Genomic DNA, 26,507 nt, shown 5'->3' with positions numbered 1-26,507 from the left:
ATGGTAAGCTGAAGACTGTTTTAGCTAAAGGTGCAGCATATGAATCCTTTCCATGGTCGGCATTTTCAGGGCGAAATCATTCTTTGGGCTGTGCGCTGGTATTGTAAATATGGCATTAGCTATCGTGAACTGCAGGAAATGCTGGCCGAACGGGGTGTGAATGTTGATCACACGACTATTTACCGTTGGGTTCAACGTTATGCTCCTGAAATAGAAAAACGTTTACGCTGGTATTGGCGTAATCCTACAGATCTGAGCTCGTGGCATATTGATGAAACCTATGTAAAAGTGAATGGACGATGGTCTTATCTGTATCGTGCAGTCGATCAACGTGGCGATACCATTGATTTTTATCTTTCTTCTAGACGTAATACCAAATCAGCATATTGTTTTCTTGGAAAAATTTTAAATAATGTGAAGAAGTGGCAAATTCCACAAGTGATCAACACGGATAAAGCACCCACATATGGACGTGCTTTATCACGGTTAAAACGGGAAGGTAAATGTCCACCAGACCTTGAGCACAGGCAGATTAAGTATAAAAATAACGTGATTGAATGTGATCATGGCAAGCTAAAGCGGATCATCAGGGCCACATTAGGATTCAAATCTATGAAGACGGCTTATGCCACAATTAAAGGTATTGAAGTCATGCGTGCACTACGTAAAGGACAAGCATCGTCATTTTATTATGGTCAGCCTCAGGGTGAAGTGTGTCTAATCAACAGGGTTTTCGGTCTCTAAGTACTTTTTAAAGGGAACATCATCGACTCAAATCTCTATTTGCAACAGTGCCAAAAAAACCAACTTCAAGTTGGTTTTTCTTTTTTAATCATCAGTGGCGACCTTAACACCATATCCAATTAAACCTGCAAGGCTAGCATAGGCTATTTTGGCATAAATCGAACCCCACCAGACCGTAATTTTACTGGCACCAAATTCCCGAACCGTTTGCCCCATAAAATTAGTGGTTTCATAGAAATTTTTAGCAGAATAACCTAACGCAATATGATCAAGGACAGGGAATAAACTAAAAGCTAAACCTACTGCTGCTGCGGGGAAAGTAAACTCTCTTGATAGACCGAATTTTCCAGTAATAAATACAAGCGATACCACGATAATTAATCTAATGATAGTCCATAGCATCACTGTGAAAGGCAAGTTAAAGATGCCTGCTCCCTGCCACGCAAGACCGCAAACAACTAGGGGTCGTCTCAGAAAACGGAAAATAAAGCACGCTAAGCCGGTTGCAGAGGCCGTAGCGGCCTGAACTTCCCCGCGCCGATCTTGGCGCTGCTGCGCCATAGGTAATCACCGGTCAGGTTGATGTGCTCCCAGCCGAGTGGCGACAGGTACTGCAATAGCGAGTCATCGACGGCATGACCATTGCCGCGCAACGCATGCGCCGCACGCTCCAGGTAGACCGTGTTCCACAGCACGATGGCCGCCGTCACCAGGTTGAGGCCGCTGGCCCGGTAGCGCTGCTGCTCGAAACTGCGGTCACGGATTTCACCAAGGCGGTTGAAGAACACGGCACGGGCCAGCGCATTGCGCGCCTCGCCCTTGTTCAGCCCGGCATGCACGCGGCGGCGTAGCTCGACGCTTTGCAGCCAGTCGAGGATGAACAGCGTGCGCTCGATGCGGCCCAACTCGCGCAGCGCGACGGCCAAGCCGTTCTGGCGCGGGTAGCTGCCGAGTTTCCTGAGCATCAGCGAGGCCGTCACCGTGCCCTGCTTGATCGAGGTGGCCAGCCGCAGGATTTCGTCCCAATGGGCGCGGACGTGCTTGATGTTGAGCGTGCCGCCGATCATCGGCTTGAGCGCGTCATAGGCGGCATCGCCCTTCGGGATGTAGAGCTTGGTGTCGCCCAGGTCGCGGATGCGCGGCGCGAAGCGGAAGCCCAAGAGGTGCATCAGGGCGAAGACGTGATCGGTGAAGCCCGCCGTGTCGGTGTAGTGCTCCTCGATCCGCAGGTCGGATTCGTGGTACAGCAGGCCGTCGAGCACGTAGGTTGAGTCGCGCAGGCCGACATTGACCACCTTGGTGTGGAATGGCGCGTATTGGTCGGAGATGTGGGTGTAGAAAGTCCGTCCTGGGCTGCTGCCATATTTTGGGTTGATGTGCCCCGTGCTCTTTGCCTTGCTAGCGGTTCGGAAATTCTGTCCGTCCGATGATGATGTGGTGCCATCGCCCCAGTGCCCGGCAAAGGGATGCCGAAACTGAGCGTTGACCAGTTCAGCCAACGCTGTCGAGTACGTTTCGTCGCGGGTATGCCAGGCTTGCAGCCAAGCGAGCTTCGCGTAGGTCGTGCCGGGGCAGGACTCGGCCATCTTGGTCAGGCCCAGGTTGATCGCGTCGGCCAGGATCGTGGTCAACAACAGGTTCTTGTCCTTGGCCAGATCGCCCGATTTCAAGTGCGTGAAGTGCCGGGTGAAGCCCGTCCACTCATCGACTTCGAGCAGCAGTTCGGTGATCTTGACGTGCGGCAGGACCATGGCTGTCTGGTCTATCAGCGCCTGCGCGGTGTCGGGCACCGCCGCATCCAGCGGCGTGATCTTCAAGCCCGACTCGGTGATGATGGCATCCGGCAGGTCGTTGGCTGCCGCCATGCGGTTGACGGTGGCAAGTTGTGCTTCCAGCAGCGTCAGCCGCTCATGCAGATATTGTTCGCAGTCGGTGGCCACGGCCAGCGGCAATTCGCTGGACTGCTTGAGGCTGGTGAACTTCTCGGGCGGTACCAGGTAGTCCTCGAAGTCCTTGAACTGGCGTGAACCCTGCACCCAGATGTCGCCCGAGCGCAGGGAGTTCTTCAACTCGGACAGCGCGCACAGTTCGTAGTAGCGCCGGTCGATGCCGGCGTCGGTCATCACCAGTTTCTGCCAGCGCGGCTTGATGAAGCCGGTCGGTGCATCGGCTGGCAGCTTGCGGGCGTTGTCGGTGTTCATGCCGCGCAGCACCTCAATGGCATCAAGCACGTTTTTGGCGGCGGGCGCGGCCCGCAGCTTGAGCACGGCAAGGAATTCCGGTGCATAGCGGCGCAGGGTGGCGTAGCTCTCGCCGATGCGATGCAGGAAATCGAAGTCATCGGGTTGCGCGAGCTTCTGCGCCTCGGTGACGCTCTCGGCAAAGGAATCCCAGGACATGACGGCCTCGATGGCGGCAAACGCATCGCGGCCTGATTGCTTGGCGTCGATCAGCGCCTGACCGATGCGCCCGTACAGACGTACCTTGGCGTTGATGGCCTTGCCTGACGCCTGGAACTGCTGCTGATGCTTATTCTTGGCAGCGTTAAACAGCTTACCCAGGATGCGGTCGTGCAGGTCGATGATTTCGTCGGTGACGGTGGCCAGCGCCACGAGAGTGGCGTAGCGCCGTTGCGGCTCGAATTTGGCCAGGTCGGCGGGTGTCATCTGGCCGCCCTCGCGGGCAATCTTGAGCAGGCGGTTCTGGTGAACCAGCCGCTCGATGCCGGTAGGCAGATCGAGTGCCTGCCATGCCTTGAGGCGTTCGATGTGTTCCAGCATATGCCGCGAATTTGGCTTGGCCGGAGACTGGCGCAACCAAGCCAACCAGGTCGTCTTGCCGTTGTCCCGGCGCTTGAGCAGATCGTCGAGGCGGCGGCGATGCGCGTCCGCCAGTGGTTCGGCCAAGGCGTCGTAGATGCGCCGGTTAGCACGGGTGATCGCCTCGGCACTCGCCCGCTCGACGGCGTTGAGGGCGGGCAGAATGACCGACTGCCGCCGCAGGTGCCCGATCAAGGCGCTGGCCAGCACGATGCCTTTGTCGGTTTGCATCGCCAGCTCGGTCAGCATCTGGACGGCCTGCCGGTAATGGCTCATGGTGAAGGGCCGGAAACCGAACACGGTTTGCAGCTCGCTCAGGTGCTCGCGCCGGGTCTGCTCCCGCTGGCCGTACTCGTTCCAGCTTTCGACGCCGACCTTGAGCTGGTCGGCGACCAGCTTCAACAAGGGCGGGAACGGTAGTTCATCGACGCCCAGGATGACGCCGGGAAAGCGCAGGTAACAGAGCTGCACCGCGAAGCCCAGCCGATTGGCTGGCCCGCGCCGCTGTCGGATGATCGAGAGGTCGGTATCGTTGAATGTGTAATGTCGGATCAGGTCGTCCTTGGAGTCCGGCAACGCCAGCAGGCTTTCCCGCTCGGCGGCGGACAGGATGGAACGACGTGGCATATTTACTGATCCGTTCTCAAGTATTGATACAGGGTTTCGCGACTGATTCCGAATTCACGAGCAAGCTTGGTCTTTTGCTCGCCAGCCTCGACACGTTGGCGCAGTTCGGCAATACGCTCAGACGACAGGGATTTCTTCCTGCCACGGTAAGCCCCGCGTTGCTTGGCGAGCGCAATACCCTCGCGCTGACGCTCGCGGATCAGGGCGCGCTCGAACTCGGCGAACGCGCCCATCACCGAGAGCATCAGGTTCGCCATCGGAGAGTCTTCGCCAGTAAAACTGAGGTGTTCCTTGACGAATTCGATATGCACGCCGCGTTGTGTCAGCGTTTGCACGATCCGGCGCAAATCATCGAGATTGCGCGCCAGGCGATCCATGCTATGCACCACCACGGTGTCGCCGGTGCGGGCGAAGCTTATCAGCGCTTCCAGTTGCGGACGCTTGACATCCTTGCCGGATGCCTTGTCGCTAAAAGCGCGATCAACCTTGACGCCTTCCAGTTGCCGTTCCGGGTTCTGGTCGAAGGTGCTGACCCTGATATACCCAATGCGCTGTCCAGTCATGGAATTCCCTGCAAAATGTCAGGGAAGACTCTATGACCTTCAACGAGATATGTCAATAAATTCAAAATTCAATCCTATCCTGACGCAATTTACACATGGCATCTGACATCAGGTTAGGGTATGCCTCAACCTGACGGCGGCGAATCACAAGCGTCCGGTTTGACGCTGGTTTCGGTCGCAGTGCTGGCCCGCGCCTGGAAGCGCTGATAGCACTCCAGCCCGCAGAAATGCTCCACGTACTCGGCCCCTTCCGGCGTGAAGGCGGCATCGAGCGGGATTTCCTTGCAGCACACGCAGCAACTGGTGCTCGGTTCATTGGCGTTCATGGTGGTGTTCCTCCATTGGTTGACGAAGCCGACGAAGGCCGCCGCCGGCATCGGCCTGGCGAACAGGAAACCCTGCACCGTGTCGCAACCCGCCTGCCGCAACCACGCAAGGCAGTCGGGTGTTTCCACACCCTCGGCTACCACCTCCATTGTCGTTTTCAGAAGACGGCTGCACTGAACGTCAGAAGCCGACTGCACTATAGCAGCGGAGGGGTTGGATCCATCAGGCAACGACGGGCTGCTGCCGGCCATCAGCGGACGCAGGGAGGACTTTCCGCAACCGGCCGTTCGATGCGGCACCGATGGCCTTCGCGCAGGGGTAGTGAATCCGCCAGGATTGACTTGCGCTGCCCTACCTCTCACTAGTGAGGGGCGGCAGCGCATCAAGCGGTGAGCGCACTCCGGCACCGCCAACTTTCAGCACATGCGTGTAAATCATCGTCGTAGAGACGTCGGAATGGCCGAGCAGATCCTGCACGGTTCGAATGTCGTAACCGCTGCGGAGCAAGGCCGTCGCGAACGAGTGGCGGAGGGTGTGCGGTGTGGCGGGCTTCGTGATGCCTGCTTGTTCTACGGCACGTTTGAAGGCGCGCTGAAAGGTCTGGTCATACATGTGATGGCGACGCACGACACCGCTCCGTGGATCGGTCGAATGCGTGTGCTGCGCAAAAACCCAGAACCACGGCCAGGAATGCCCGGCGCGCGGATACTTCCGCTCAAGGGCGTCGGGAAGCGCAACGCCGCTGCGGCCCTCGGCCTGGTCCTTCAGCCACCATGCCCGTGCACGCGACAGCTGCTCGCGCAGGCTGGGTGCCAAGCTCTCGGGTAACATCAAGGCCCGATCCTTGGAGCCCTTGCCCTCCCGCACGATGATCGTGCCGTGATCGAAATCCAGATCCTTGACCCGCAGTTGCAAACCCTCACTGATCCGCATGCCCGTTCCATACAGAAGCTGGGCGAACAAACGATGCTCGCCTTCCAGAAAACCGAGGATGCGAACCACTTCATCCGGGGTCAGCACCACCGGCAAGCGCCGCGACGGCCGAGGTCTTCCGATCTCCTGAAGCCAGGGCAGATCCGTGCACAGCACCTTGCCGTAGAAGAACAGCAAGGCCGCCAATGCCTGACGATGCGTGGAGACCGAAACCTTGCGCTCGTTCGCCAGCCAGGACAGAAATGCCTCGACTTCGCTGCTGCCCAAGGTTGCCGGGTGACGCACACCGTGGAAACGGATGAAGGCACGAACCCAGTGGACATAAGCCTGTTCGGTTGGTAAGCTGTAATGCAAGTAGCGTATGCGCTCACGCAACTGGTCCAGAACCTTGACCGAACGCAGCGGTGGTAACGGCGCAGTGGCGGTTTTCATGGCTTGTTATGACTGTTTTTTTGTACAGTCTATGCCTCGGGCATCCAAGCAGCAAGCGCGTTACGCCGTGGGTCGATGTTTGATGTTATGGAGCAGCAACGATGTTACGCAGCAGGGCAGTCGCCCTAAAACAAAGTTAGCCATATGAACTCGGAATCAGTACGCATTTATCTCGTTGCTGCGATGGGAGCCAATCGGGTTATTGGCAATGGTCCTAATATCCCCTGGAAAATTCCGGGTGAGCAGAAGATTTTTCGCAGACTCACTGAGGGAAAAGTCGTTGTCATGGGGCGAAAGACCTTTGAGTCTATCGGCAAGCCTCTACCGAACCGTCACACATTGGTAATCTCACGCCAAGCTAACTACCGCGCCACTGGCTGCGTAGTTGTTTCAACGCTGTCGCACGCTATCGCTTTGGCATCCGAACTCGGCAATGAACTCTACGTCGCGGGCGGAGCTGAGATATACACTCTGGCACTACCTCACGCCCACGGCGTGTTTCTATCTGAGGTACATCAAACCTTCGAGGGTGACGCCTTCTTCCCAATGCTCAACGAAACAGAATTCGAGCTTGTCTCAACCGAAACCATTCAAGCTGTAATTCCGTACACCCACTCCGTTTATGCGCGTCGAAACGGCTAACCATTCCGTCAACGGGACGCCAAAATGCTGCGCATTTTGGTTCCCTCCGCTGCGCTCCGGCTCTCGTTACGTCCAACGTTAGCACCACTGAAACCCAGCTTTATTTAGCTCATGTTTATTCAAACGGCATTTAGCTTTTCAGGCGTTATTCAGTGCCTGTTTTGCCTTTTTTCCGGGCTTCGCCTGCATGGGCTGCGCAGGTTTTCAGTCTTTTTGGCCTCTAGCCCTTGCGTAGCAAGCGCAAGCAGCTATCGTTTTTGCAGTGCTGTGCCGCCTCGGTGGCGCAGCGTTTTTTCACGGTTAGCGCCCGTCGCCAAATTCAAGTTATCCGTTTTGGCTTCTGGTTCTAACATTTCGGTCAAGCCGACCCGCATTCTGCGGTCGGCTTACCTCGCCCGTTAGACATCATGAGGGAAGCGGTGACCATCGAAATTTCGAACCAACTATCAGAGGTGCTAAGCGTCATTGAGCGCCATCTGGAATCAACGTTGCTGGCCGTGCATTTGTACGGCTCCGCAGTGGATGGCGGCCTGAAGCCATACAGCGATATTGATTTGTTGGTTACTGTGGCCGTAAAGCTTGATGAAACGACGCGGCGAGCATTGCTCAATGATCTTATGGAGGCTTCGGCTTTCCCTGGCGAGAGCGAGACGCTCCGCGCTATAGAAGTCACCCTTGTCGTGCATGACGACATCATCCCGTGGCGTTATCCGGCTAAGCGCGAGCTGCAATTTGGAGAATGGCAGCGCAATGACATTCTTGCGGGTATCTTCGAGCCAGCCATGATCGACATTGATCTAGCTATCCTGCTTACAAAAGCAAGAGAACATAGCGTTGCCTTGGTAGGTCCGGCAGCGGAGGAATTCTTTGACCCGGTTCCTGAACAGGATCTATTCGAGGCGCTGAGGGAAACCTTGAAGCTATGGAACTCGCAGCCCGACTGGGCCGGCGATGAGCGAAATGTAGTGCTTACGTTGTCCCGCATTTGGTACAGCGCAATAACCGGCAAAATCGCGCCGAAGGATGTCGCTGCCGACTGGGCAATAAAACGCCTACCTGCCCAGTATCAGCCCGTCTTACTTGAAGCTAAGCAAGCTTATCTGGGACAAAAAGAAGATCACTTGGCCTCACGCGCAGATCACTTGGAAGAATTTATTCGCTTTGTGAAAGGCGAGATCATCAAGTCAGTTGGTAAATGATGTCTAACAATTCGTTCAAGCCGACCGCGCTACGCGCGGCGGCTTAACTCCGGCGTTAGATGCACTAAGCACATAATTGCTCACAGCCAAACTATCAGGTCAAGTCTGCTTTTATTATTTTTAAGCGTGCATAATAAGCCCTACACAAATTGGGAGATATATCATGAAAGGCTGGCTTTTTCTTGTTATCGCAATAGTTGGCGAAGTAATCGCAACATCCGCATTAAAATCTAGCGAGGGCTTTACTAAGCTTGCCCCTTCCGCCGTTGTCATAATCGGTTATGGCATCGCATTTTATTTTCTTTCTCTGGTTCTGAAATCCATCCCTGTCGGTGTTGCTTATGCAGTCTGGTCGGGACTCGGCGTCGTCATAATTACAGCCATTGCCTGGTTGCTTCATGGGCAAAAGCTTGATGCGTGGGGCTTTGTAGGTATGGGGCTCATAATTGCTGCCTTTTTGCTCGCCCGATCCCCATCGTGGAAGTCGCTGCGGAGGCCGACGCCATGGTGACGGTGTTCGGCATTCTGAATCTCACCGAGGACTCCTTCTTCGATGAGAGCCGGCGGCTAGACCCCGCCGGCGCTGTCACCGCGGCGATCGAAATGCTGCGAGTCGGATCAGACGTCGTGGATGTCGGACCGGCCGCCAGCCATCCGGACGCGAGGCCTGTATCGCCGGCCGATGAGATCAGACGTATTGCGCCGCTCTTAGACGCCCTGTCCGATCAGATGCACCGTGTTTCAATCGACAGCTTCCAACCGGAAACCCAGCGCTATGCGCTCAAGCGCGGCGTGGGCTACCTGAACGATATCCAAGGATTTCCTGACCCTGCGCTCTATCCCGATATTGCTGAGGCGGACTGCAGGCTGGTGGTTATGCACTCAGCGCAGCGGGATGGCATCGCCACCCGCACCGGTCACCTTCGACCCGAAGACGCGCTCGACGAGATTGTGCGGTTCTTCGAGGCGCGGGTTTCCGCCTTGCGACGGAGCGGGGTCGCTGCCGACCGGCTCATCCTCGATCCGGGGATGGGATTTTTCTTGAGCCCCGCACCGGAAACATCGCTGCACGTGCTGTCGAACCTTCAAAAGCTGAAGTCGGCGTTGGGGCTTCCGCTATTGGTCTCGGTGTCGCGGAAATCCTTCTTGGGCGCCACCGTTGGCCTTCCTGTAAAGGATCTGGGTCCAGCGAGCCTTGCGGCGGAACTTCACGCGATCGGCAATGGCGCTGACTACGTCCGCACCCACGCGCCTGGAGATCTGCGAAGCGCAATCACCTTCTCGGAAACCCTCGCGAAATTTCGCAGTCGCGACGCCAGAGACCGAGGGTTAGATCATGCCTAGCATTCACCTTCCGGCCGCCCGCTAAATATCTCCTTTTGGGTTGTTAATAAAACATCCAATAAGTTGACTGTGCGTGAAAAAGAAAGTTTTGTGTGATGGCGTTGAAGATCGCACCGTTAAGCTCTTATGTGGGATGGTGCAGAGCTCGACGACTACCGATAAAACGCAACCGCCGCAAACAGACAAGAAAAAGCCCCAACTGATAACAGTTGGGGCTTCAGTATTGTGATTGGTGGAGCAATAGCACCCTGAACCCAAAACCTTCTCGCTCAACCGGTAGTGGCTGATAACAACTCGTGAGGGCTATTGCGGGTTAAGCATTTAGCGATGTCTAGGGCCAGACTGGACGTCTGAACGCAAGCCGCTGATACTGTACATAACCACAGTATCAGCGGAGGATACCCATGTCGCTGGCAAGGAACGCCACGGCGAGTCAATCGCCCACTCAAACAAACGGTTACGAACGCCACCAACCCGACCAGACGCTGCTCTACCAGCTGGTTGAGCAGCACTACCCAGCCTTCAAAGCCTCACTCGAAGCCCAAGGTCAACACCTGCCTCGCTACATCCAACAAGAATTCAACGACCTCCTCCAATGTGGCCGTCTGGAGTATGGTTTCATGCGGGTTCGCTGCGAGGATTGTCATCACGAGCGTCTGGTCGCCTTCAGCTGTAAACGACGCGGCTTTTGCCCTAGCTGCGGTGCCCGCCGGATGGCCGAGAGTGCGGCGCTGCTGATAGACGAAGTCTTCCCCAAGGAGCCCATTCGCCAGTGGGTGCTCAGCTTTCCTTTCCAGCTACGCTTTTTGCTGGCTCGCCATCCCCAGCTGATGGGCCAGGTCTTGAGTATCGTCTATCGTACACTCTCAACTCATCTGATCAAAAAAGCCGGTTACACCAAAGCCTCTGCACAAACTGGCTCAGTGACTCTTATCCAACGCTTTGGCTCCGCGCTAAATCTCAATGTCCACTACCACATGCTGTTTCTCGATGGTGTCTATGCCGAAGATGACTATGGCAAGCAACGCTTCCATCGTGTCAAGGCACCCACTTACGATGAGCTGAATACGCTCGCTCACACCCTCAGCCATCGCATCGCTCGCTGCATGGAAAAGCGTGGGATTTTGGAGCGTGATGCCGAGAATACGTGGTTGACACTGGAAGAGGGCGAAGACGATACGCTGACTCAATTACATGGTGCTTCGGTTACGTATCGCATTGCCGTCGGCCCCCAGCAAGGGCGCAAAGTCTTCACCCTGCAAACCTTGCCAGGGCGTGAGGATAAAGCCGACTCAAGCAGTCGAGTAGCCAACCATGCTGGTTTCTCGCTACACGCCGGTGTGATGGCCGAAGCGCATCAGCGGGATAAGCTTGAGCGCTTGTGTCGCTACATTAGTCGGCCAGCGGTTTCAGAAAAACGTCTGGCATTAACCGCCAATGGGCAGGTGCGTTACGAGCTCAAAACTCCGTACCGCAATGGCACCACCCATGTGATCTTCGAGCCGCTGGACTTCATCGCCAAACTCGCTGCGTTGGTACCTAAGCCGCGAGTCAACCTCACACGCTTCCACGGCGTCTTTGCACCGAACAGCAAACACCGAGTTCAAGTAACACCCGCCAAGCGGGGCAAGAAGCCCGACAAATCGGAAGGTCTCGATACTAACTGGCGTGACAAGAGTCCTGCAGAGCGCCACCGCGCCATGACCTGGATGCAACGCCTCAAGCGAGTCTTCAATATTGATATTGAAGTCTGCGAACACTGCGGCGGTCACGTCAAAGTGATTGCCAGCATCGAAGATCCGAAGGTCATTGAGCAGATTCTCAAGCATCTGAAACAGAAAACAGCCAAGGCGAATGCCGCCAAGCAGCGTGAGCTGCCACCAGAACGAGCGCCGCCACTGACTCCCAGCCTGTTCGATCCATCACAGAGTCGTCTCTTTGACTGACGACCCCAAATCCAACACTGCTCAACACTGCCAACTTTTAAACGGGGCGGTGGGGCAGTTTGTATCTCTCGAGCTATCAGGCTAGAGATTTTACCGCCAAATCGAACCTTATTAGAGCGGTTTAGGCTGGACCGGCAGTTAAAATTGGGGCTTGAGCGGTAAACGAGTGAGGGAATTTCAGGTAAGATACTTCGGATGAGGAGCAAAAAGGTGGTTTATACTTCCTATACCCACAATCTGCGCTGAATTATCATCACGGTTATAATTAACCGCCGAAGGGCGCTGCACAGACGCGGAAATATCCTGCACCACCAGCGGCGCAACATCCACCGGCTTCGGTTTGTTCTGATACCAGTGCCAGGTGTAATAACTGCCCGCTGCCACCGCAGCAGTCAGTAATAATAAGGCAGATATGGTTTTCGGATAGCGGTTGCCCCCCCGCTCCAGCCGGGCAAGCTGATTACCGGCAAAGGTCACCCAGCCCGGCACCGCCCAGCGGATCCGTCCGGTGAACGGGCGCAGCAGAAAACCCAGCAGAGTAAAGAGATAAACAAGACTGCGAGCCGCCAGACGCAGCAAAATAAAAGGTAAGCGGAGGATAAAACGCAGAACGTCCATGACAACATTTTCCTCTGTGTGTTGAGACTGACATCAGTTTGCCGCAGCACACAGTGAAATCCGGTTCAGCCGGAAGCTGTCAGTGCCCGATACTCTCATCCTCCATAAAACAGCCCATAAAGCAAATTATTGCATAAGGAATAATCTTAAATTACGGCCCCGGCGTATCCGCAGGGGCCTGTTCAGGAAAAAAATTATTCCAGTGCACTCAAAATAGCCTGTGCAGCTTTGACTCTTTCGGTATTCGGGTAGTTTTTATTCGCCAGAATCACAATCGCCACCTGTTTTTCCGGAATAAAGGCGACATAGGCGCCGAAACCAGTTGTTGCGCCCGTTTTATGCACCCAGGAAGCACGGTTATACGGCTGAACCTGGTTGTCTGTTACCGGATGCGGCTGCAATGCGACCTCGTTGGTCACACCGTTAATGATCATATCTTTCTGCTGCGGCCAGTCATACATTTCCCAGCCCAGCCCCTGGTTAATCGCGGCGGTTTTATAGTAGCGGGTCTGGGCGAGATACATTGCCATTTCCAGATCCGCATTACCGGCCCGTGACGGCTCCATATTCATTTCCGCCCAGCGCAGCATATCTTTTGAGGCGGATTTCACGCCGTAAGATTCCGCATCAAGCTGTCCCGGCGACACGCGGACCGGTTTTTTGTTTTTATAACCGTACGCATACTGGCTTTGCGCACTTTCCGGCACAGTAATAAAGGTGTGAGATAACCCCAGCGGTGCCAGGATCCGTGCAGTCAGCAACTGCTCATACGGCATCCCCGCCGCGTTTGCGGTCAGAGCACCAAACAGGCCGATACTGCTGTTTGCATACAGACGCATATCGCCCGGTTTCCGGGACGGCTGCCACTGCTGATAGAAATTCAGCAGATCCGCACGGCTTTTTACCGCATCCGGCACCTGTAACGGCAGTCCGCCTGCGGTATAGGTAGCCAGATCCAGCAATGTGATCCCCTTCCACTGCGGCAGAGCCAGCTCCGGCTGGTATTTTGCCGCCGGATCATTCAGCGCCATCTCTTTTTTCGCCACAGAAACCGCACCCAGCACACCTGTGAAAGTTTTACTTACAGATCCGAGCTCAAATAGTGTATTTTCAGTGACCGGCTGTTTTGCCTGAATATCGGCAAAACCATAATTGAAATAATAGGGCTTACCCTTTACGGAGACGGCAACCGCCATCCCGGGAATATCCTGCTGTGCCATCAGCGGTTTAATGGTGCTGTCCACCACCGCCGCGACATTATCAGCGGCAGAAAACCCCGGGGCGGAAAACGCCAGCAGAGCGGAAATCAGTGTTGCAGATAACGATTTTTTCATCAGAATTAACCTTCCGTGTGTGAGTAACGGCGGCAAGTATAGTCAGATTCACCGGACAGAACAAACGGTTATTTATAACAAGAGCCTAAAGAAAAACTTACAGGTGGATTATGGTCAGACGTTATCTCCCCCTTAACCCGCTGCGCGCCTTTGAGGCCGCCGCCCGTCATCTCAGTTTTACCCGCGCGGCGATTGAGCTGAATGTCACCCATGCCGCCGTCAGCCAGCAGGTCAGGGCGCTGGAAGAACAACTCGGCTGTGTGCTGTTTACCCGCGTCTCGCGCGGGCTGGTGCTGACCCATGAAGGTGAGGGATTACTGCCGGTGCTCAATGAGGCGTTTGACCGGATTGCGGATACTCTGGAGTGTTTTTCTCACGGGCAGTTCCGTGAGCGGGTGAAAGTCGGTGCGGTGGGAACATTTGCCGCAGGCTGGCTGCTGCCGCGTCTGGCCGGATTCTATGACAGCCATCCGCATATTGATCTGCATATCTCCACCCATAACAATCATGTGGACCCGGCGGCGGAAGGGCATGATTATACGATCCGTTTCGGTAACGGCGCGTGGCATGAGTCAGATGCGGAACTGATTTTCAGTGCACCACACGCTCCGCTGTGCTCACCGGCCATTGCAGAACAGTTACAGCAGCCGGATGATGTTCACCGCTTTACCCTGCTGCGCTCATTCCGCCGGGATGAATGGAGCCGCTGGCTGGATTGTGCGGGCGGCACACCGCCTTCCCCGTCACAGCCGGTAATGGTGTTCGATACCTCACTGGCCATGGCCGAGGCGGCACAACTGGGTGCCGGGGTAGCGATCGCACCGGTATGTATGTTCAGCCGCCTGTTACAGTCAGGCGCACTGGTACAGCCGTTTGCCGCAGAAATCACCCTCGGCGGCTACTGGCTGACGCGGTTACAGTCCCGTACGGAAACCCCGGCCATGCAGCAATTCGCCCGCTGGCTGCTGAATACGGCGGCGGCGTAAAACTCACTCACCTTCCAGGCTTTTTACCCGCAAATCATCACCTTCACTGATGCGCAGCCGTTCACTGCCGCAGTGCGGACAGCATCCGGCGTGCTGCATGATTTCGGCCTCACGGCTGCAATCCCAGCACCATGCCTGTGCCGGGATAACATCAATATGCAGTGTGCAGCCCTGCGCCACGGTATCACGGCAGGCGATATCAAAACAGAAATGCAGTGCACTCTCCTCAACATCCGCCAGTGCGCCGACTTCCAGCCAGACATCCGTTACCCGCGCAATGCCGTGCTGTTCAGCCTGTTCGCGGATAATGTCCGCCGCACCGAGGGCTTTACTAAGCTTGCCCCTTCCGCCGTTGTCATAATCGGTTATGGCATCGCATTTTATTTTCTTTCTCTGGTTCTGAAATCCATCCCTGTCGGTGTTGCTTATGCAGTCTGGTCGGGACTCGGCGTCGTCATAATTACAGCCATTGCCTGGTTGCTTCATGGGCAAAAGCTTGATGCGTGGGGCTTTGTAGGTATGGGGCTCATAATTGCTGCCTTTTTGCTCGCCCGATCCCCATCGTGGAAGTCGCTGCGGAGGCCGACGCCATGGTGACGGTGTTCGGCATTCTGAATCTCACCGAGGACTCCTTCTTCGATGAGAGCCGGCGGCTAGACCCCGCCGGCGCTGTCACCGCGGCGATCGAAATGCTGCGAGTCGGATCAGACGTCGTGGATGTCGGACCGGCCGCCAGCCATCCGGACGCGAGGCCTGTATCGCCGGCCGATGAGATCAGACGTATTGCGCCGCTCTTAGACGCCCTGTCCGATCAGATGCACCGTGTTTCAATCGACAGCTTCCAACCGGAAACCCAGCGCTATGCGCTCAAGCGCGGCGTGGGCTACCTGAACGATATCCAAGGATTTCCTGACCCTGCGCTCTATCCCGATATTGCTGAGGCGGACTGCAGGCTGGTGGTTATGCACTCAGCGCAGCGGGATGGCATCGCCACCCGCACCGGTCACCTTCGACCCGAAGACGCGCTCGACGAGATTGTGCGGTTCTTCGAGGCGCGGGTTTCCGCCTTGCGACGGAGCGGGGTCGCTGCCGACCGGCTCATCCTCGATCCGGGGATGGGATTTTTCTTGAGCCCCGCACCGGAAACATCGCTGCACGTGCTGTCGAACCTTCAAAAGCTGAAGTCGGCGTTGGGGCTTCCGCTATTGGTCTCGGTGTCGCGGAAATCCTTCTTGGGCGCCACCGTTGGCCTTCCTGTAAAGGATCTGGGTCCAGCGAGCCTTGCGGCGGAACTTCACGCGATCGGCAATGGCGCTGACTACGTCCGCACCCACGCGCCTGGAGATCTGCGAAGCGCAATCACCTTCTCGGAAACCCTCGCGAAATTTCGCAGTCGCGACGCCAGAGACCGAGGGTTAGATCATGCCTAGCATTCACCTTCCGGCCGCCCGCTAGCGGACCCTGGTCAGGTTCCGCGAAGGTGGGCGCAGACATGCTGGGCTCGTCAGGATCAAACTGCACTATGAGGCGGCGGTTCATACCGCGCCAGGGGAGCGAATGGACAGCGAGGAGCCTCCGAACGTTCGGGTCGCCTGCTCGGGTGATATCGACGAGGTTGTGCGGCTGATGCACGACGCTGCGGCGTGGATGTCCGCCAAGGGAACGCCCGCCTGGGACGTCGCGCGGATCGACCGGACATTCGCGGAGACCTTCGTCCTGAGATCCGAGCTCCTAGTCGCGAGTTGCAGCGACGGCATCGTCGGCTGTTGCACCTTGTCGGCCGAGGATCCCGAGTTCTGGCCCGACGCCCTCAAGGGGGAGGCCGCATATCTGCACAAGCTCGCGGTGCGACGGACACATGCGGGCCGGGGTGTCAGCTCCGCGCTGATCGAGGCTTGCCGCCATGCCGCGCGAACGCAGGGGTGCGCCAAGCTGCGGCTCGACTGCCACCCGAACCTGCGTGGCCTATACGAGCGGCTCGGATTCACCCACGTCGACACTTTCAATCCCGGCTGGGATCCAACCTTCATCGCAGAACGCCTAGAACTCGAAATCTAACGTCCGTTCGGGCATCGAGGTCCATGTCGGGGTGGGACGGGCCCGTGGCTTCAAGATCACTTGCAGTCCGACCGCGATGTCTTGGTTGCGCGAGAGGTTGTCGATATCCTCCACTTCCATCATCAACCCTGGATAATGCCGCCGCCGTCATCGCCGCCGACGCCCGTGCCGGGCTTTTCGGGCCTGTCAGGCTTGCTCGGCCTTCAGCCTGCCTGGGCGAGATCTCCGGCGGACGGATTAACGGCGGAGCTTCGCCGCCTTTCGTGCGTGTGAAGGCCGAAGATAGTTCTCTCAAAAACATCCGTTTATGAGAGATACCAAAGCCGACAGTCTGCCGAAGGTTGAAGGTCTCTCAAAACTGCCTCTCGCTTCCGATCTCTCACCGATCTACGTTTCTAAGTGTTTTGAGAGGAGAACAGCATGTTGGTGGGGTACGCCAGGGTTTCGACACGTGATCAAACCCACGCTGTTGATTTGCACCCAAATTTGACCCGGGATTTGCATTGAATTTTGACCCACCCCTTGTTGTCAGAATTATGTCTCGATTTTCAGTTTGCGGGTCTGTTTTTCCTCCTGCTTATTCTGAGTTGAACTGTGTTTGAAGCGGTAACTTTCATTGCCGGTTTCCAGGATGTGGCAGTGGTGGGTTAGTCGGTCCAACAACGCTGTTGTCATCTTTTCATCGCCAAACACTCGGCTCCATTCCGAGAAGCTCAAGTTGGTGGTCAGTATCACGCTGGTTTTTTCGTACAGCTTTGAGAGCAGGTGAAACAGCAGTGCCCCACCGGTTTGGCTAAAAGGCAAATATCCCAGCTCATCCAGAATCACCAAATCGGCATACAACAGACGGTTTGCGATTTGTCCCTGACGCCCAGATGATTTCTCTTGCTCCAGTGCATTGACCAAATCCACGGTGGAGAAGAAACGCACCCGTCGGTTCAAGTGCATCACTGCTTGTGTACCAATGGCTGTGGCCAGGTGAGTCTTGCCTGTGCCTGGCCCACCAATCAGCACCACGTTCTGGGCTTGTTCCATGAAGTCGCACCGGTGCAATTGTTTGACCGTGGCCTCATTAACCAGGCTTTGACTGAAGTCAAAGCCCACCAAGTCCCGATACACGGGGAACTTGGCCACCCGCAATTGATAGTTCACCGAACGTACTTCACGCTCTGCCACTTCAGCTTTAATCAAGCTGTCCAGCATGGGCAAGGCTTGATTAAATGCTGGTGAATTCTGATTGCCCAACTCCTCAATGGCGTGTGCCATGCCAAAGAGTTTCAAGGATTTGAGGATTCTCACATGGCCTTCATGCTGCATCATGGGCTCTCCTTAAACTGTCATAGCGGTTCACGTTGGCCTGTGGTTCCAATGTCAGCCTTAACCCCTTGGGAATTGGAATCGGTTTGGGTGGAGGTTCTTCGGTCAAACGTCCCAACAGATTAAGCACATGCTCCTTCGATGGCTTGCCACACTCCAATGCCAATTCCACAGCACTGAGTACCGCACCTTCATCGTGGTGCAATACAAGGGCCAGAATTTCCACCATGTCACGGTCACCGCCGGGGCGTTGCAGCAAGATGGATTGAAGCTTCTTGAACGCGGGTGGCAATTCAGCAAATGGCGCACCATTGCGCAACGCCCCAGGTTTCTTCTGAAGCACAGACAAGTAATGGTGCCAGTCGTATTGTGTGTGGCCACGCCGAGCGTGGCCACTGCCAAACAATCTTGGATGCTCGGCAATGTGTTGGCCTTCGGCAGCCATCACCAGCTTGTCTGCATAAATCCGAAGGCTGATGGCCCTGTTGGCGTAACTGGCAGGAACGCTGTAGCGATTGCCCTCGTGGTGAACAAGGCAGGTTGAAGTGACTCGCTTGGTTTGCTCCACGAATGCATCAAAGGCATTGGGTAGCGCCATCAACTCGCCTTGTTCATCGGCAAAGGCCTCTTGCACGGTTTGGTCCAATTCGGGGTGGCGCAGCTCAGACCACAGCGCTTTGCAGCGATGCTCAAGCCACACATTCAAATCAGCAAGGCTTTGAAAGTCTGGTGCCCCTTGCCACAGGCGTTGGCGGGAATCCTGCACGTTCTTCTCAATCTGGCCTTTCTCCCAACCCGATGCTGGATTACAGAACTGCGCATCAAACAGGTAGTGGCTGACCATGGCAGTGAACCGCTGATTGACCCTGCGCTCTTTGCCACGCCCCACCGAATCCACAGCGGTCTTCATGTTGTCGTAGATGCCGCGCTTGGGAATGCCACCGAAGATTTGAAAGGCATGCCAGTGGGCATCAAACAGCATTTCATGTTTTTGCTGGTAGTAAGCCCGAAGCACAAAGGCCCGGCTGTGGGCCAACTTAAACTGGGCAATCTGAAGTTTGACCTGTTTGCCCGCTATGCGGGCAAAGTCCTCACTCCAATCGAATTGGAAGGCTTCGCCACAAGCAAAGCGCAAGGGGATGAAACAACCCTTGCCCGAGGTTTGCGCCTTGAACTGTTCGGAATCTTTCCACTGTCGGGCAAAGGCACACACTCGGTCATAAGACCCGGTAAAGCCCAAAGCGACCAAATCCCGGTACATGCTGCGCAGGTTTCTGCGCAGCTTCTTTGTCTTTTTGTGCTCGGTGGAGAGCCACTGCCTTAACTTGGGCTCAAAAGGACTTAACTTGCCAACGCTGTCTCGCGCTGGGTACTGCGGTTCAACCACCTTGCTTTGCAAATACTTGCGAACGGTGTTCCTGGACAGGCCGCTTCGTCGGGCTATTTCCCGAATCGACGCACCATCGCGAAAATGCCAGCGTCGAATTGCGCTCAATATCGCCACGTTTATCACTCCTTGATTTCTCCCGCCATATCCAGACGGGAAACAGTGTCATACGTGGGTCAAATTTCGACGCAAATCTTTACCCTAAGTTGGGGTGCGGACAAAATCTTGGACTACTTTAGGAGTAGTTCATGTATTCGTATGAAGATCGCCTTCGAGCCGTGAGGTTGTACCTGAAGCTTGGGCGCCGGATGAGCGCCACACTACGGCAGCTGGGATACCCCACCAAGAACTCGCTGAAGGCCTGGTTGGCAGAATTCGAACGGAATCAGGATCTTCGCCGAGGCTATCAACGGATAAAACGGCAGTACACCGATGAGCAAAAGCAACGGGCAGTAGATCACTATATCGAACAAGGCTACTGCCTGAGTCACACAATCCGAAGCCTGGGCTACCCAAGCCGCGAGGCCTTGCGTGCCTGGATCCGTGATTTACGCCCTGAATTCGCTAGGACGGTCGTCGGCAGCAGCGCTCCCACAGTCGCCCGCTCTCGCCTCGAGAAGCAGCAAGCCGTCATTGCACTGAACCTGCGCGTAGGTTCGGCAAAGGATGTGGCCGACACTGTCGGTGTATCGCGACCAACGTTGTATAACTGGCAGCATCGATTACTTGGCAAAGTGCCCCTAAAACCCATGACAAAGAAGAAAGGTGACACCTCGCTCGAGCAGCGGCATGAGGCACTACTCAGGGAACTGGCCGAACTGGAGAGCCAGAACCAGCGGCTTCGCATGGAGAATGCAATTCTGGAGAAGGCGAGTGAATTGATAAAAAAAGACATGGGCATCAACCCCCTCGAACTGACAAGCCGAGAAAAAACGAAGGTGGTTGATGCCCTCAGAGTCACGTTTCCATTAGCCAATCTGTTGTGCGGCCTGAAGCTGGCGCGCAGCACATACTTCTATCAACGCCTGCGGCAGACGCGGCCCGACAAGTACACGCAGGTGCGTGAGGTCATTCGGACTATCTTCGAGGACAACTACCGCTGCTATGGCTATCGACGCATTGATAGTGCCTTGCGCCTTGGTGGCATGCGTGTGTCCGAGAAGGTCGTGCGTCGCTTGATGGCGCAAGAGCGTCTGGTCGTGAGAACACCGCGCCGCCGGCGCTTCTCGGCGTATGCTGGCGACCCGACACCAGCGGTCCCGAATCTGCTGAATCGCGACTTTCACGCGTCGGCGCCGAATACGAAATGGTTGACCGATCTGACGGAAATACACATTCCGGCAGGGAAGGTCTACGTCTCGCCGATCGTCGATTGCTTCGATGGGCTGGTGGTGGCCTGGAATATCGGCACCAGCCCGGATGCGAACCTGGTCAATACCATGCTGGATCACGCGGTACGGACACTGCGACCCGGTGAGCATCCGGTTATCCATTCGGACAGGGGCTCGCATTATCGCTGGCCTGCGTGGATCCGCCGCACTGAAAATGCCCAATTAACGCGGTCGATGTCCAAAAAGGGCTGCTCGCCAGACAATGCTGCATGCGAGGGCTTTTTCGGACGATTGAAGACCGAACTAATCTACCCGAGGAATTGGCAGCACGTGACGCTGAAAGACCTCATGACGCGAATCGATGCCTATATCCACTGGTACAACGAGCGCCGCATCAAAGTGTCGCTTGGCGGGCGTAGTCCCATCGAGTATCGTCATGCGGTCGGATTGATGTCCGTATAAACCGTCCAAGAAATCGTCCGCACCCCCAGTGGGTCAATTTTAGATGCAACTCAACAGGCCATGCTGAGTGTGCGATGGTTGATCGCTTCCTCGCCGCTCTCCACGGCGACGATGGCCGCCGCCATCAGCAAGTGCGCCAGTTCCCCTATGGTGCCCTCGCTGCGTGTGAGCAGGTAGCGAGCCATGTCCAGCGTGGCAATTGGGGAAGGCCGGCGCAGCGGGAGCGAAGCGGCGAAGCTGGCCAGCAGTGAGCAGCAATCGTCGTTGGCCTCCCATACCGGCAGCATCATCGGCTCGAAGCGATTTTCCAACTGGTCATCGGAGCGGATGGCTAGGTAGGCGTCGCGCGTGCCTACCCCAACCAACGGGATGCGCAGTTCGTTGCCGAGGAAGCGCAGCAGGTTGAGGAATTCCCGGCGGTTGACGCTGTTGCCGGCCAGCACGTTGTGCAGCTCGTCGATCACCAGCATGCGCACGCCGACCTTGCGCAGCAGTGCCAGAGCCAGTTGCTCCATTTCCGGCAACCGTGGGCGTGGGCGCAGCGGCGCGCCCATCGCGGCGAGCAGCGCGACGTAGAAGCGGATCACGGACGGCTCGGACGGCATCTGCACGACCAACACCGGGATGTGCTCCTGGTCGGCGTCGGAGCTGGCCGGGTGGGTGCGGCGGAACTTCTCGACGATCATCGACTTGCCATTGTTGGTCGGGCCAACCAGCAGCAGGTTGGGCATGCGTTGCTTGTTTGGCCACGCATAAAGGGCTTCCAGCCGGTTCAGCGCCTCGACTGCGCGCGGATAGCCGATCCAGCGGTCGGCGCGAAGGCGCTGGATGCGCTCGTCCGCCGGAAGACGGGCCAAGCCCTGGGCCGCCGGCAGCAGGTGGGACAGGTCGATGATGGGATATTCGTCCACGGCTACCACTCCTCAATCTGGTCGAACGGTTTGGCGGGTGGCAAGTTGTCTGCCTGCGGGTCGGCAATATCCGTATCCGGCGGAACGGGCTTGTCCGGCCGAGCTGATGTCTTGAGGTGCTGGCGGCGATCCGCGTCACGCCGCGCCTTGCGTGTGGCCTTCTGCGCGCTGGTCACAATCTCACGCATCTGGCCGATCATGCGGAACAGCGCCGACTCATCCACCTGTTCGCGCCCTTGCTGCCGCAGTTTCGCCAGCGCCTGCCGTTGTTCCCAGAGGGTGACAGCCGGATGCGACAAGGTACGGTAGGGAATTTCCAGGTAATGCTGTCCCTCCGGTTCCAGGACCCAGATACGGCTGATGTCGCGCGGATCGCGCCGGATCAGAAAGGACGGCCAGCGTTCACGCCGCGCAATCCACGGCTTGAGCGCATCGGCGGGCACTGTTGCAAAGTTAGCGATGAGGCAGCCTTTTGTCTTATTCAAAGGCCTTACATTTCAAAAACTCTGCTTACCAGGCGCATTTCGCCCAGGGGATCACCATAATAAAATGCTGAGGCCTGGCCTTTGCGTAGTGCACGCATCACCTCAATACCTTTGATGGTGGCGTAAGCCGTCTTCATGGATTTAAATCCCAGCGTGGCGCCGATTATCCGTTTCAGTTTGCCATGATCGCATTCAATCACGTTGTTCCGGTACTTAATCTGTCGGTGTTCAACGTCAGACGGGCACCGGCCTTCGCGTTTGAGCAGAGCAAGCGCGCGACCATAGGCGGGCGCTTTATCCGTGTTGATGAATCGCGGGATCTGCCACTTCTTCACGTTGTTGAGGATTTTACCCAGAAACCGGTATGCAGCTTTGCTGTTACGACGGGAGGAGAGATAAAAATCGACAGTGCGGCCCCGGCTGTCGACGGCCCGGTACAGATACGCCCAGCGGCCATTGACCTTCACGTAGGTTTCATCCATGTGCCACGGGCAAAGATCGGAAGGGTTACGCCAGTACCAGCGCAGCCGTTTTTCCATTTCAGGCGCATAACGCTGAACCCAGCGGTAAATCGTGGAGTGATCGACATTCACTCCGCGTTCAGCCAGCATCTCCTGCAGCTCACGGTAACTGATGCCGTATTTGCAGTACCAGCGTACGGCCCACAGAATGATGTCACGCTGAAAATGCCGGCCTTTGAATGGGTTCATGTGCAGCTCCATCAGCAAAAGGGGATGATAAGTTTATCACCACCGACTATTTGCAACAGTGCCCTCTGATGTTACATTGCACAAGATAAAAATATATCATCATGAACAATAAAACTGTCTGCTTACATAAACAGTAATACAAGGGGTGTTATGAGCCATATTCAACGGGAAACGTCTTGCTCGAGGCCGCGATTAAATTCCAACATGGATGCTGATTTATATGGGTATAAATGGGCTCGCGATAATGTCGGGCAATCAGGTGCGACAATCTATCGATTGTATGGGAAGCCCGATGCGCCAGAGTTGTTTCTGAAACATGGCAAAGGTAGCGTTGCCAATGATGTTACAGATGAGATGGTCAGACTAAACTGGCTGACGGAATTTATGCCTCTTCCGACCATCAAGCATTTTATCCGTACTCCTGATGATGCATGGTTACTCACCACTGCGATCCCCGGGAAAACAGCATTCCAGGTATTAGAAGAATATCCTGATTCAGGTGAAAATATTGTTGATGCGCTGGCAGTGTTCCTGCGCCGGTTGCATTCGATTCCTGTTTGTAATTGTCCTTTTAACAGCGATCGCGTATTTCGTCTCGCTCAGGCGCAATCACGAATGAATAACGGTTTGGTTGATGCGAGTGATTTTGATGACGAGCGTAATGGCTGGCCTGTTGAACAAGTCTGGAAAGAAATGCATAAGCTTTTGCCATTCTCACCGGATTCAGTCGTCACTCATGGTGATTTCTCACTTGATAACCTTATTTTTGACGAGGGGAAATTAATAGGTTGTATTGATGTTGGACGAGTCGGAATCGCAGACCGATACCAGGATCTTGCCATCCTATGGAACTGCCTCGGTGAGTTTTCTCCTTCATTACAGAAACGGCTTTTTCAAAAATATGGTATTGATAATCCTGATATGAATAAATTGCAGTTTCATTTGATGCTCGATGAGTTTTTCTAATCAGAATTGGTTAATTGGTTGTAACACTGGCAGAGCATTACGCTGACTTGACGGGACGGCGCTTCCCTACCCTCATGGCCGCCTCCCAGGAATCGACCCAGGTGCTTATCGTGGACATAATCCTTTACTCATAAATTGGCACTGTTGCAAAGTTAGCGATGAGGCAGCCTTTTGTCTTATTCAAAGGCCTTACATTTCAAAAACTCTGCTTACCAGGCGCATTTCGCCCAGGGGATCACCATAATAAAATGCTGAGGCCTGGCCTTTGCGTAGTGCACGCATCACCTCAATACCTTTGATGGTGGCGTAAGCCGTCTTCATGGATTTAAATCCCAGCGTGGCGCCGATTATCCGTTTCAGTTTGCCATGATCGCATTCAATCACGTTGTTCCGGTACTTAATCTGTCGGTGTTCAACGTCAGACGGGCACCGGCCTTCGCGTTTGAGCAGAGCAAGCGCGCGACCATAGGCGGGCGCTTTATCCGTGTTGATGAATCGCGGGATCTGCCACTTCTTCACGTTGTTGAGGATTTTACCCAGAAACCGGTATGCAGCTTTGCTGTTACGACGGGAGGAGAGATAAAAATCGACAGTGCGGCCCCGGCTGTCGACGGCCCGGTACAGATACGCCCAGCGGCCATTGACCTTCACGTAGGTTTCATCCATGTGCCACGGGCAAAGATCGGAAGGGTTACGCCAGTACCAGCGCAGCCGTTTTTCCATTTCAGGCGCATAACGCTGAACCCAGCGGTAAATCGTGGAGTGATCGACATTCACTCCGCGTTCAGCCAGCATCTCCTGCAGCTCACGGTAACTGATGCCGTATTTGCAGTACCAGCGTACGGCCCACAGAATGATGTCACGCTGAAAATGCCGGCCTTTGAATGGGTTCATGTGCAGCTCCATCAGCAAAAGGGGATGATAAGTTTATCACCACCGACTATTTGCAACAGTGCCTTCAAACCAGTGACAGCATTACTCATTCAATCTTGGAACTCATCAACAATATGTTGATTGATCTTCTGGCAACAATGGCCCGCCTAGACAATGAGAAACGTATAGAACGTATTAAGCAGGGCCTGGCACGTTCGGGTTACAAACCAACAGGCAAGAAGGCAAATGAGGCTAAACATAAACGAATAAAAGAATTGCTAGTAGTTGGCAATATGACTAAGGAAGAAATTGCCAAAGCAGTGAATTGTGGAGTTGCAACTGTCTATCGAGTTGCTAAAGTTATCTAAAAGAGGCTTATCTCAACGCGCCCCCAATGGGGCACCGCTGCATTCAGGTTACTTCACATAAGAAATTTTATGTTAAATGATTGTTAGAAATGCCCCTTGATCGAGGCATTTTCTATAAAGAATACTAAAAACTAATTAAAGCCAACCAAGTTTCAAAACAAGGCAGTTCTCAGCAATCATATTTTTAAATTATATAACTCCCAACTGAGCTTTTGCTCCAACGATAAGGCTTTCATTTTGAGTTTCTAAGGCAAATAAACCATACATCAAAGGAGAGGCCGCTGCTCTTTCTAAAGTCTGTTCATATAGTTTATTCCAAACTTTACCCCCTAGTTTTTCATACTCGATGATTAGAGTTTTGAGGCTTTCTTCTCCAAACAAAGTTACATGCCCAGCAAAATCAATCGCTGGGTCATCTATATGGGCTGTTGACCAATCAATAACGCCTGAAACAGCTCCATCCTTTGAAGCTAGTACATGCCCAGCATATAAATCGCCATGTATAAATTGGGTGAAATCTGCCCATAGAACATCATTATCCAACCATTTTCTGTAGCGGGTTTCCAATTGCTCACTTATACCAATTTCAGATTTTACTAACTGCAAATTGTTTGCTATTTCAGGTCTTAAATCTGAAGGTTTCATAATTTTCAAATCATTTTCCCGAACTTCTTTTTCAGGAATACTATGGATTTCAAATAAGGTTTTTGCCAAAGATGTTATGTATTTCGGGCTATCTTTGTCCATATTCCAAATTATTTCATAGGTTTCAGCATCCAAATTTAAAACAGGATTATCTTTAAGTATGGGATAAGCCACTAATTCTGTAGATGAAATTCTCCAATCAGGAACCTCTACAGAAAGATGTTTTTTTACCAATTCTAAAATGCGTTTTTCTTTCTTGATTTGTTCCCTCATGCCATCACGACGAGGAATACGCAGCAACCATTGTTGCCCCTTTGTATCAAGAGCAAAAACGACCTTAAAATCAATGCCCATTTCATTGAAATTCATTTTGTCCGTAAGCAACAAGCCGTGTGCTTCAGCAAGTGATTGAATATCTTGAATTGTCATTTTTAATTTCCTTTAAAGAGTTCAATAATTAATGTTCGGATTAGATTGGCT

Annotated in this window: 29 protein-coding genes; 14 read left to right on the top strand and 15 right to left on the bottom strand. The window is 54.6% G+C overall.

From position 1 onward, the window contains the following. Positions 1-39: 39 nt before the first annotated feature. Positions 40-744, top strand: a complete 705-nt coding sequence (locus I3B46_RS04970) for an IS6-like element IS1006 family transposase (RefSeq protein WP_001067784.1) — start codon at positions 40-42, stop codon at positions 742-744. 84 nt (positions 745-828) lie between these two features. On the opposite strand, the gene I3B46_RS04965 is transcribed toward I3B46_RS04970, so the two are convergent. The 5 genes from I3B46_RS04965 to intI1 form a co-directional block, all read right to left on the bottom strand. Continuing rightward, positions 829-1,305, bottom strand: coding sequence for a hypothetical protein (locus I3B46_RS04965; RefSeq protein WP_223171565.1), 477 nt, complete (start codon positions 1,303-1,305; stop codon positions 829-831). Beyond that, positions 1,239-4,190, bottom strand: coding sequence for a Tn3-like element TnAs3 family transposase (locus tag I3B46_RS04960; RefSeq protein ID WP_015344976.1), 2,952 nt, complete (start codon positions 4,188-4,190; stop codon positions 1,239-1,241). Before I3B46_RS04960 ends, I3B46_RS04965 begins: the two co-directional genes overlap by 67 nt. 2 nt (positions 4,191-4,192) lie before the next feature. Next, positions 4,193-4,753 carry a recombinase family protein gene (locus I3B46_RS04955; protein ID WP_000147567.1) on the bottom strand — a complete coding sequence of 187 codons (561 nt, stop codon included), beginning with the start codon at positions 4,751-4,753 and terminating at the stop codon, positions 4,193-4,195. A gap of 125 nt (positions 4,754-4,878) precedes the next feature. Continuing rightward, on the bottom strand, positions 4,879-5,229 hold the full coding sequence (locus I3B46_RS04950; protein ID WP_000454193.1) for a DUF3330 domain-containing protein: 351 nt from the start codon (positions 5,227-5,229) through the stop codon (positions 4,879-4,881). A 202-nt stretch (positions 5,230-5,431) separates the two neighbouring features. Continuing rightward, positions 5,432-6,445, bottom strand: a complete 1,014-nt coding sequence (gene intI1, locus I3B46_RS04945) for a class 1 integron integrase IntI1 (RefSeq protein WP_000845039.1) — start codon at positions 6,443-6,445, stop codon at positions 5,432-5,434. Between the two features lie 144 nt (positions 6,446-6,589). Here intI1 and dfrA12 point away from each other — a divergent pair, with 144 nt between their 5' ends. The 6 genes from dfrA12 to I3B46_RS04915 all read left to right on the top strand — a co-directional run bounded on the left by dfrA12 (position 6,590) and on the right by I3B46_RS04915 (position 11,576). Beyond that, a complete protein-coding gene (dfrA12, locus tag I3B46_RS04940) occupies positions 6,590-7,087 on the top strand; it encodes a trimethoprim-resistant dihydrofolate reductase DfrA12 (protein WP_001083725.1) in 498 nt (165 codons plus the stop codon). Positions 7,088-7,198: 111 nt separating this feature from the next. Further along, on the top strand, positions 7,199-7,489 hold the full coding sequence (locus tag I3B46_RS04935; RefSeq protein ID WP_001336345.1) for a DUF1010 domain-containing protein: 291 nt from the start codon (positions 7,199-7,201) through the stop codon (positions 7,487-7,489). Positions 7,490-7,494: 5 nt separating this feature from the next. Next, positions 7,495-8,286, top strand: coding sequence for an ANT(3'')-Ia family aminoglycoside nucleotidyltransferase AadA2 (locus I3B46_RS04930; RefSeq protein WP_001206356.1), 792 nt, complete (start codon positions 7,495-7,497; stop codon positions 8,284-8,286). A 163-nt stretch (positions 8,287-8,449) separates the two neighbouring features. Beyond that, complete coding sequence (locus I3B46_RS04925) at positions 8,450-8,797, top strand: quaternary ammonium compound efflux SMR transporter QacE delta 1 (RefSeq protein WP_000679427.1); 348 nt, start codon at positions 8,450-8,452, stop codon at positions 8,795-8,797. Then, complete coding sequence (gene sul1 / locus I3B46_RS04920) at positions 8,791-9,630, top strand: sulfonamide-resistant dihydropteroate synthase Sul1 (RefSeq protein WP_000259031.1); 840 nt, start codon at positions 8,791-8,793, stop codon at positions 9,628-9,630. The genes I3B46_RS04925 and sul1 (I3B46_RS04920) overlap by 7 nt, the downstream gene beginning before the upstream one ends. Before the next feature lie 404 nt (positions 9,631-10,034). Next, positions 10,035-11,576: an IS91-like element ISCR1 family transposase gene (locus I3B46_RS04915; RefSeq protein ID WP_000050481.1), complete on the top strand. Its 1,542-nt coding sequence runs from the start codon at positions 10,035-10,037 to the stop codon at positions 11,574-11,576. Positions 11,577-11,753: 177 nt separating this feature from the next. Here the strand turns inward: I3B46_RS04915 and I3B46_RS04910 are convergent, their stop codons facing one another. Both I3B46_RS04910 and I3B46_RS04905 read right to left on the bottom strand, forming a co-directional pair. Beyond that, positions 11,754-12,194, bottom strand: coding sequence for a hypothetical protein (locus I3B46_RS04910; protein ID WP_223672965.1), 441 nt, complete (start codon positions 12,192-12,194; stop codon positions 11,754-11,756). Between the two features lie 194 nt (positions 12,195-12,388). Beyond that, entirely contained in the window at positions 12,389-13,528 is a 1,140-nt protein-coding gene (locus I3B46_RS04905; RefSeq protein WP_004236386.1) for an extended-spectrum class C beta-lactamase DHA-1, read from the bottom strand. A gap of 110 nt (positions 13,529-13,638) precedes the next feature. On the opposite strand from I3B46_RS04905, the gene ampR reads away from it, so the two are divergent. After that, complete coding sequence (ampR, locus tag I3B46_RS04900; RefSeq protein ID WP_004193231.1) at positions 13,639-14,514, top strand: LysR family transcriptional regulator AmpR; 876 nt, start codon at positions 13,639-13,641, stop codon at positions 14,512-14,514. A gap of 3 nt (positions 14,515-14,517) precedes the next feature. On the opposite strand, the gene hypA is transcribed toward ampR, so the two are convergent. Then, complete coding sequence (hypA, locus tag I3B46_RS04895) at positions 14,518-14,883, bottom strand: hydrogenase maturation nickel metallochaperone HypA (RefSeq protein WP_025999322.1); 366 nt, start codon at positions 14,881-14,883, stop codon at positions 14,518-14,520. On the opposite strand from hypA, the gene I3B46_RS04890 reads away from it, so the two are divergent. The 3 genes from I3B46_RS04890 to I3B46_RS04880 all read left to right on the top strand — a co-directional run bounded on the left by I3B46_RS04890 (position 14,776) and on the right by I3B46_RS04880 (position 16,572). Then, the gene (locus I3B46_RS04890; protein WP_052238321.1) at positions 14,776-15,111 is read left to right on the top strand and encodes a DMT family transporter; all 336 of its coding nucleotides are present in this window, start codon (positions 14,776-14,778) and stop codon (positions 15,109-15,111) included. The genes hypA and I3B46_RS04890 overlap by 108 nt on opposite strands. After that, the gene (gene sul1 / locus I3B46_RS04885; RefSeq protein WP_000259031.1) at positions 15,105-15,944 is read left to right on the top strand and encodes a sulfonamide-resistant dihydropteroate synthase Sul1; all 840 of its coding nucleotides are present in this window, start codon (positions 15,105-15,107) and stop codon (positions 15,942-15,944) included. The genes I3B46_RS04890 and sul1 (I3B46_RS04885) overlap by 7 nt, the downstream gene beginning before the upstream one ends. A gap of 127 nt (positions 15,945-16,071) precedes the next feature. Beyond that, the gene (locus tag I3B46_RS04880) at positions 16,072-16,572 is read left to right on the top strand and encodes a GNAT family N-acetyltransferase (protein WP_000376623.1); all 501 of its coding nucleotides are present in this window, start codon (positions 16,072-16,074) and stop codon (positions 16,570-16,572) included. A gap of 534 nt (positions 16,573-17,106) precedes the next feature. On the opposite strand, the gene istB is transcribed toward I3B46_RS04880, so the two are convergent. After that, on the bottom strand, positions 17,107-17,892 hold the full coding sequence (istB, locus tag I3B46_RS04875) for an IS21-like element IS1326 family helper ATPase IstB (protein WP_000983249.1): 786 nt from the start codon (positions 17,890-17,892) through the stop codon (positions 17,107-17,109). Then, on the bottom strand, positions 17,879-19,402 hold the full coding sequence (gene istA / locus I3B46_RS04870) for an IS21-like element IS1326 family transposase (protein WP_001324342.1): 1,524 nt from the start codon (positions 19,400-19,402) through the stop codon (positions 17,879-17,881). Before istA ends, istB begins: the two co-directional genes overlap by 14 nt. A 122-nt stretch (positions 19,403-19,524) precedes the next feature. Between istA and I3B46_RS04865 the strand changes: the two genes are divergently transcribed. Further along, the gene (locus I3B46_RS04865; RefSeq protein ID WP_000287615.1) at positions 19,525-21,069 is read left to right on the top strand and encodes an IS3 family transposase; all 1,545 of its coding nucleotides are present in this window, start codon (positions 19,525-19,527) and stop codon (positions 21,067-21,069) included. Between the two features lie 50 nt (positions 21,070-21,119). Here the strand turns inward: I3B46_RS04865 and I3B46_RS04860 are convergent, their stop codons facing one another. Genes I3B46_RS04860 through I3B46_RS04850 form a run of 3 tightly spaced genes read right to left on the bottom strand, consistent with a single transcriptional unit; the run spans position 21,120 to position 23,175 of the window. Further along, complete coding sequence (locus I3B46_RS04860; protein ID WP_000344784.1) at positions 21,120-21,980, bottom strand: TniB family NTP-binding protein; 861 nt, start codon at positions 21,978-21,980, stop codon at positions 21,120-21,122. A 2-nt stretch (positions 21,981-21,982) separates the two neighbouring features. Beyond that, entirely contained in the window at positions 21,983-22,465 is a 483-nt protein-coding gene (locus I3B46_RS04855; RefSeq protein ID WP_001044207.1) for a Mu transposase C-terminal domain-containing protein, read from the bottom strand. A gap of 5 nt (positions 22,466-22,470) precedes the next feature. Then, entirely contained in the window at positions 22,471-23,175 is a 705-nt protein-coding gene (locus tag I3B46_RS04850) for an IS6-like element IS26 family transposase (protein ID WP_001067855.1), read from the bottom strand. A gap of 150 nt (positions 23,176-23,325) precedes the next feature. On the opposite strand from I3B46_RS04850, the gene aph(3')-Ia reads away from it, so the two are divergent. Continuing rightward, positions 23,326-24,141, top strand: a complete 816-nt coding sequence (gene aph(3')-Ia / locus I3B46_RS04845) for an aminoglycoside O-phosphotransferase APH(3')-Ia (protein WP_000018329.1) — start codon at positions 23,326-23,328, stop codon at positions 24,139-24,141. A gap of 189 nt (positions 24,142-24,330) precedes the next feature. Here aph(3')-Ia and I3B46_RS04840 read toward each other — a convergent pair whose 3' ends face one another. Then, entirely contained in the window at positions 24,331-25,035 is a 705-nt protein-coding gene (locus I3B46_RS04840; protein WP_001067855.1) for an IS6-like element IS26 family transposase, read from the bottom strand. On the opposite strand from I3B46_RS04840, the gene I3B46_RS04835 reads away from it, so the two are divergent. After that, positions 25,026-25,382, top strand: coding sequence for a helix-turn-helix domain-containing protein (locus I3B46_RS04835; RefSeq protein WP_260280703.1), 357 nt, complete (start codon positions 25,026-25,028; stop codon positions 25,380-25,382). The genes I3B46_RS04840 and I3B46_RS04835 overlap by 10 nt on opposite strands. A 189-nt stretch (positions 25,383-25,571) precedes the next feature. On the opposite strand, the gene I3B46_RS04830 is transcribed toward I3B46_RS04835, so the two are convergent. Then, entirely contained in the window at positions 25,572-26,456 is an 885-nt protein-coding gene (locus I3B46_RS04830; RefSeq protein ID WP_000155092.1) for an Mph(E) family macrolide 2'-phosphotransferase, read from the bottom strand. Positions 26,457-26,507 lie beyond the last annotated feature (51 nt).

It is taken from the genome of Providencia sp. 2.29 (assembly GCF_015832305.1).
Taxonomy (GTDB): Bacteria; Pseudomonadota; Gammaproteobacteria; order Enterobacterales; family Enterobacteriaceae; genus Providencia; species Providencia stuartii.
The sequence above is the reverse complement of the archived record's forward strand: the minus strand, read 5'-3'. Positions and strand labels throughout refer to the sequence as shown.